General features: G+C 67.9%; 6 protein-coding genes. 1 reads left to right on the forward strand and 5 read right to left on the reverse strand.

Annotated elements, in window-relative coordinates:
* Positions 1-189: 189 nt before the first annotated feature.
* The 5 genes from RTY13_RS15680 to RTY13_RS15700 are packed head-to-tail and all read right to left on the reverse strand — an operon-like array spanning position 190 to position 4,715.
* Entirely contained in the window at positions 190-2,607 is a 2,418-nt protein-coding gene (locus RTY13_RS15680; protein WP_312784826.1) for an ATP-binding protein, read from the reverse strand.
* A 29-nt stretch (positions 2,608-2,636) separates the two neighbouring features.
* Positions 2,637-3,104 carry a YcgN family cysteine cluster protein gene (locus RTY13_RS15685; protein WP_312784828.1) on the reverse strand — a complete coding sequence of 156 codons (468 nt, stop codon included), beginning with the start codon at positions 3,102-3,104 and terminating at the stop codon, positions 2,637-2,639.
* Positions 3,105-3,144: 40 nt separating this feature from the next.
* The gene (locus tag RTY13_RS15690; protein ID WP_312784830.1) at positions 3,145-3,483 is read right to left on the reverse strand and encodes an SMR family transporter; all 339 of its coding nucleotides are present in this window, start codon (positions 3,481-3,483) and stop codon (positions 3,145-3,147) included.
* On the reverse strand, positions 3,480-4,079 hold the full coding sequence (locus RTY13_RS15695) for a TetR/AcrR family transcriptional regulator (RefSeq protein ID WP_312784832.1): 600 nt from the start codon (positions 4,077-4,079) through the stop codon (positions 3,480-3,482). The genes RTY13_RS15690 and RTY13_RS15695 overlap by 4 nt, the downstream gene beginning before the upstream one ends.
* A 42-nt stretch (positions 4,080-4,121) precedes the next feature.
* Positions 4,122-4,715, reverse strand: a complete 594-nt coding sequence (locus RTY13_RS15700) for a hypothetical protein (RefSeq protein ID WP_312784834.1) — start codon at positions 4,713-4,715, stop codon at positions 4,122-4,124.
* Positions 4,716-4,811: 96 nt separating this feature from the next.
* Between RTY13_RS15700 and RTY13_RS15705 the strand changes: the two genes are divergently transcribed.
* Positions 4,812-6,626 (forward strand): ABC-F family ATP-binding cassette domain-containing protein, encoded by a 1,815-nt coding sequence (locus RTY13_RS15705; RefSeq protein WP_312784836.1) that lies wholly within the window; start codon positions 4,812-4,814, stop codon positions 6,624-6,626.
* Positions 6,627-6,734: the final 108 nt, after the last annotated feature.

Consider the following 6,734-nt stretch of genomic DNA (forward strand, 5'->3'; position numbering starts at 1 on the left):
CGGGATTTTACAGGGTTTGCGCGGGGCGATTGCGATAGCCGCTGCGCAACCGCTTTCCACCCCACTTGTGGGGAGGGGGACCGCGTAGCGGTGGAGGGGCTCGGTCGCGCCTCGCAGCCGCCCGCCCCTCCGTCACGGCCGCTGCGCGTCCGCGCCACCTCCCCATTTCATGAGGAGGAAAGACCTCGCCTACCCCGCCAGGGCCGCCGGTTCGCCGCCCGCCAGCCAGTGGGCCAGGGCCCCGGCCAGCTCGGGGATCTGGATCGGCTTGGCCAGATGCCCGTCCATGCCGCTGTCCAGACAGCGCGCCACCTGCTCCGCCTGCACATTGGCCGTCAGCGCCAGGATCGGCGTCCTGAGCCCGCTCCCCGCCTGCATCCGCCGGATCTCTCGCGTCGCCGTCAGCCCGTCCATGACCGGCATGTGCACGTCCATCAGCACCAGGTCATAGGCCTCGTCCTGCATGGCCTGCACCGCCTCGGCGCCGTCGCAGACCGTGTCGATCTCCAGCCCCAGGCCGCGCAGGATGGCGCTGACCAGCTCCCGGTTCCCCGGCGCGTCGTCAGCCATCAGGATGCGCCGTCCGGTCATGCCGCCCGGCGCCGCCAGATCTTCGTCGCCGCTCACCAGTCGTCCGACCGCCCCGCCCTGGATCAAGGGCGCCTCGAACCAGAAGGTCGCCCCCTCGCCCGGCTGGCTGTCCACCCCGATCTCGCCCCCCATGATCTCGATCAGACGCCGCGAAATCGCCAGACCCAGCCCGGTGCCGCCATAGACCCGCGTGGTCGAGGCGTCGGCCTGCGAGAACCGCTGGAACAGCACCTCGATCTTCTCGGCGGGAATGCCGATGCCGGTGTCCGTCACCGCGACCCGCAGTCGCCAGCGCCCGTCAGGGTCCGGCGCCCCGCCGACCCGCAGCGTCACCCCGCCCTTGCTGGTGAACTTGGCCGCATTGGACAGGAAGTTCAGCATCACCTGGCGCAGCCGCCCGGCGTCGCCGGTCAGCACCTCAGGCAGGGCCGCGTCGGCCACCACCTTCAGGCTCAGCCCCTTGGCCAGGCACTGCCCCTCGACAATGGCCGCCGCCCCGTCGACCAGGGCCGCGACCTGGAAGGGCTCAGGGTCCATCTCGATCGCATTGGCTTCCAGCTTGGAATAGTCGAGGATGTCGTTGATCACCCCCAGCAGGGCTTCCGACGCCGTGGCGATGCGCTCGACATAGACCCGCTCCTGCTCTGGCAGGGCGTCTGACGCCTGCAACAGGTCCGAGAAGCCGATCACGCTGGTCAGGGGCGTGCGCAGCTCATGGCTCATATTGGCCAGGAACTCGCTCTTCACCCTTGCCGCCGCCTCGGCCGTCTCCTTGGCCTCCAGCACCTCGGCCTCCAGGGCCTTGCGCTGGGTGATGTCGCGGATCACCACCACCACGTCGTCGACGTGCTCGTGCTCGTCCCGCAAGGCCTTGAAGGTGCATTCGACCCAGATGGTCGCGCCGCGTTTGTGCACCGCCCGATGCTCCAGCCGCGTCGGCTCGCCCGTCTTCACCGCCTTGCCGATGGCCCCCAGCACCAGATGCCGATCCTCGGGATGAACATAGTCGGTCGACTGTCCGCTCATCTCCTCGAAGGTCCATCCCAGAAGCTGCTGGATGGCCGGCGAGATATACTTGCTCGACCCGTCCATCTTGACCCGGGTGATGACGTCGCCGGTGTTCTCGGCCAACAGCCGATAGCGTCGCTCATTGGTCTGGGCCGCCCGCAGCAGACGCTCGCGGTCGGTCACATCCTGCAGGACGCCGAACAGGGCGATCACCCGCCCCGTCGCATCCTTCTCGGTCGCGCCTTCGGCCGCCACCACGCGCTCGACCCCATCGGTCCCGACCAGCCTCAGTTTGAAGGTATAGCCCTCGCCCGTCTTCAGCGCCCGCTCGACCAGGCGCTGGATCTCGATCTGGTCGTCGGCGTGATAGTGCCGGAACACGTCCTCCAGCGTCGGCGCAAAGGCGCCGGGTTTGAGGGCGTGAATCCGATAGATCTCGTCCGACCAGGTCACGGCACCCGAGGCGACCTCGTAGCGCCAGCGCCCGACCCCGACCATGTCTTCGGCCAGACGCAAGGTCTCCAGACGCGCCGTCTCCTGACGCATGGCTTCGGCATGCTCCACCAGCTGGCCTGCCAGACCGGCCAGTTCCAGGATCAGCCGCCGCTGCGCTTCGCTCGGCGCCGCCATCGGCTTGATGTCCATGACGCCGATGGCGCCGACCGGCTCACCATCGGGCGTGCAGACCGTCGCCCCCAGGAAAGACCGCACATAGGGCGGGCCGACGACCATGGGATGATGACAGAATTCCGCCGTCGCGAGCGCGTCCTCGACCATCACCACGGCGCCCGGCCCCATCCCTACCAGGACATGGCTGATGCTCTCACGCCGCGGCACGCTGGTTTCATCCAGACCGACGCTGGAGCGGAATACGGCCAGGTCTTCGTCCAGCACCGTGATCATGGCGTACGGCGCGTCAAAGGCCGCACAGGCCACAGCGGTCAGTCGGTCGAATGCGTCCCGGCCGCCCGTTTCAACTGATCCCGACTGTGTCACCACGATCGCCATAGCCGCCCCTTATCCCCTCGCTCGACGAATTAATCGTTAGCGTCGCCGCCACGCTCCTGCATCCACTCCGGCGCCTCGAAATCTAGGGCGTCCTCCTCGGTGGCCAGGGCCGTCTCGGAAATGGTCTGGCGACGGATCGACACCCCGGCCCTATGCACCGTCTCGGGATCGCCCGAGATCAGCGGATGCCACCAGGCCAGGCCCCGCCCCTCATGCACCCGGCGATAGCCGCACGACGGCGGCAGCCAGCGCAGCCCCCCGATCTTGCCGGGCGTCAGCTTGATGCAGTCCGGCACATGCTCCTGCCGGTTGGCGTAGTCCGAGCAGGTGCAGCGGTCCGGGTCGAACAGCTTGCAGTGCACCCGCGTCGGCACGATCTCGCCGGTGTTCTCGTCCTCGAAGCGAATGACGCAGCACAGGCCGCACCCGTCGCACAGGCTCTCCCACTCGGTCGGAGTCATCTCCGTCAGCGGTGTTGTTTCCCAGAAGGGTTTCATGGGCGGGGCCTATACGCCCCCCGCACGCCCCTGTCGCCCTTCAGTGCGTCACGCTCTTCGAGAAGAGGTTGATCACCACCACCCCGCCGACGATCATCACCAGGCCGACCACGGCCGGCAGGTCCAGCTTCTGCTTGAACAGGAACAGGCCGACTGCCGAGATCAGCACCACCCCCAGCCCGCTCCAGATGGCGTAGGCCAGCCCCACCGGCATCTGCTTCAACGCGATGGTCAGCAGGTAGAAGGCCAGGCCATAGCAAATCGCCAGCCCCGCCGTCGGCCAGGGGCGGGTGAACTGCTGCGACTGCTGCAACAGGGTGGTGCCCAGCACCTCGAAGCCGATGGCGCCCAGCAGGGCCGCCCAGGTGACCGGGTTCACTCGCCGCCGCCTTCAAGCTCGTTTTGCGCCTCGGTCAGGATGCTGCCCGGCGTCAGCAGGGACAGCAGGGCGCGGCGCTGCTCGGGCGAGACCTCGTGGGTGCCGAACAGGTCGCTCATCCACAGGCCGTCGGCGATCAGCCGCAGCATCAGGGCGTCGTCCTTGCCCGCCGGGTCGACCGGGTCGTCCTCGGCCAGGGTCCGCATCGCCGCCCGCCAGCGCGCGATCAGGCTGGGCTCCACCGCACAGGCCACCAGGGCCGCCCGGCCGATGCTGACGTCGCGCTCGGTCACCGGCTCGTTGACCGTGGCCCTCAGATAGGCCCGCGCATTGCGGCCATACGGATTGGGATCGCGCGCCGCCTCGGTCAGGATGGCCGCCGTCATCTCGTTCGCCAGATGATCGATCACGCCTTCCAGCAAGGCCAGCTTGGTCGGGAAGTGGTGCAACAGGGCGCCCTTGCTGAAGGGCAGGCGCGACACCACGGCGTCCAGTTTCAGCCCGGTCGCCCCCTCCTCGGCGGCGGCCTCGATGGCCATGTCGATGATCTCGGCGCGGGTGGCTTCCGGCGCGCGGCGGCGGGTCTGAGCGTCCATGTCGTCTTACATACCAACCGGACGGTATCAATCAAGTCCCTGTCAAATTTGTCGCACCCGTCGACGCGCCAGATAGACGCCGATCCCCGCACCCCCAGACAAGATCATGCCGAGAAAGGCCGCGCCTAGCGCGATCAGAACGGTGGTGAACACCAGCTTCAGGAACCCTCGCCCCACGGCGATCACCGTCTGCGGCCCCATCTGCCCCTCATAGTCCGCCGACACGCGATAGGTCCCGGCCTGCTCGATGCGGAACGCATTGATCGCTTCCCCCTCACGTCCGCCCAGCGAATAGTGGGCGCTGCCCATCGGCGCGGTCACCGCCACCGGCGCCCCGCCCGGCGCTTCCACCCGGACGGTCAGGCCAGACACCTCGTCGGTGCGATAGACCCGGCCGTTCACGACGCTGCGGTATTCCAGGAAAACAGTGTGCAGACCCGACTCCAACCTCAGTTCGCGCGCGCCCGGAACCACGATCTGCTCCAGCCCGTCGTCCAGCTTCGACAGTTGGACGAACAGCACAGCGACCATCGCGGCGAAGCCGCAGATCGCGGGCAGGATCGCCAGGGCGTACCAGCCACGGCCTGGCCCTTTCTTCGGGCCCCCGCGCTCCCGTGCGGACGTACTCAAATCCATCGGCTCGCTCCGTCTCGGTCTGGCGACTACACCCATTCGCCGAGGAAGCGTCAACGCCGATGGCCGAACCGACGGTCAGACGTTATATGCCCGCCCATGGCTGCTCGTCCCCCCCTCGTCGCTCTCAAGGATGTCCGTCTGCAGGATGGTCAGCGCCCCCTCTTCGACGGGGTCGATCTGGCGGTCGAGCCGCGCAGCCGCGCCGCCGTCGTCGGCCGCAACGGGGCCGGCAAGTCGACCCTGATGAAGATCGTCATGGGCCTGATCGAGCCGGATTCGGGCGACCGCGCCGTCCAGGCCGGCACCCGCTTCGCCTATGTGGCCCAGGAGCCGGACATCACCGGCGACACGCTTCTGGACTACGCCGCCTCGGGCGGGGCCGAACGCTGGACCGCTGAAAGCTGGCTCGAGACCTTCGGCCTGTCGCCGTCCAAGTCGACCCAGGGCCTGTCCGGCGGCGAGACCCGCCGCGCCGCCCTGGCCAAGGCCTTCGCCGAAGAGCCCGACGTCCTGCTGCTGGACGAGCCCACCAACCACCTCGACATCCTGGCCATCGAACTGCTGGAAAACGAGCTGGTTCAGGCCCGCTTCGCCGTTCTGGTGGTCAGCCACGACCGCGCCTTCCTGAACAAGGTGACCAACACCGTCCACTGGCTGGACAACCGCCGCGTCCGCACCCTGAACAAGGGCTTCGACGCCTTCGACGACTGGGCCGCCAAGGTTCAGGAAGAAGAGGCCCTCGCCCTCGAAAAGCTGACCAAGACCATCGAGCGCGAGACCGAGACCTTCTACCGCTCCATCACCGCCCGTCGCACCCGCAACGAAGGCCGCGCCCGCAACCTGGCCGCCCTGCGCGCCGAACGCGCCGAAAAGATGAAGGACGTCCCGCGCGACCTCTATCTGGGCGTCGATTCCGGCGCCGTATCCGGCAAGCTCGTGGCCGAGCTGAAGGGCGTGACCAAGGTCTTCGGCGACCGCACCATCTTCAAGAACCTGACCACCCGCGTCATGCGCGGCGACCGTCTGGCCATCGTCGGCCCCAACGGCGCGGGCAAGACCACCCTGGTCAAAACCCTGCTGGGCGAGCTGGCGCCCGACGAGGGGACCATCCGCCTCGGCGCCAATCTGGAGCCCGTCTATCTGGATCAGTCGCGCGAGGGGCTGAAGTCGGACATGACCCTGTGGGACGCCCTGACGCCGGGCGGCGGCGACAGCATCATCGTGCGCGGCTTCTCCAAGCACGTCGCCGCCTACGCCAAGGACTTCCTGTTTCAGGAAAGCCAGTTGCGCCAGCCGATCTCGACCCTGTCGGGCGGCGAGCGCAACCGCCTGCTGCTGGCGCGCGCCCTGGCCAAGCCCGCCAACATGCTGGTCCTCGACGAACCGACCAACGACCTCGACATGGACACCCTCGACAAGCTGGAAGAACTGCTCGAGGGCTATGACGGCACCCTGATCCTGGTGTCCCACGACCGCGACTTCGTCGACCGCCTGGCCACCTCGACCATCGCCATGAACGGGCGCGGCGACATCGTCGAAACCCCCGGCGGCTGGCAGGACTTCCTGCGCCAGAACCCGACCTTCCTCGCGCCCCCGCCGACCCACGCCGAGAGCGCCCCAGGGGCGCGTCGGGTCGAGAAGGCGGAGCCTTCTGACCGCGCCCCCAAAAAGACGGTCAAGCTCTCCTACAAGGACGCCCGTCGTCTGGAAGAGGTCGAGAAGCTGATGGAGACCCTGCCGGTCGAGATCGCCAAACAGGACGCCATCCTCGCCGATCAGTCCCTCTACACCCGCGACCCCGCCGCCTTCGACCGCGCCATGAAGGCCGCCGACAAGGCCCGCGCCGACCTCGAAGCCGCCGAACTGGACTGGCTGGAGCTGGAAGAGAAGAAGGCCGCCCTGGCGGGGTGACCCCTACCTCCGCCACGCAAACGTCGTAAGCGGACGCGTCGAATGTCCGCCAAGGGTGGAAAGCAGACAGAGATCATGGTTCTCTTAGTTTGAAAGTGGGGGAGGCTG

The organism is Brevundimonas sp. (genome assembly GCF_032055285.1).
Classification (GTDB): domain Bacteria; phylum Pseudomonadota; class Alphaproteobacteria; order Caulobacterales; family Caulobacteraceae; genus Brevundimonas.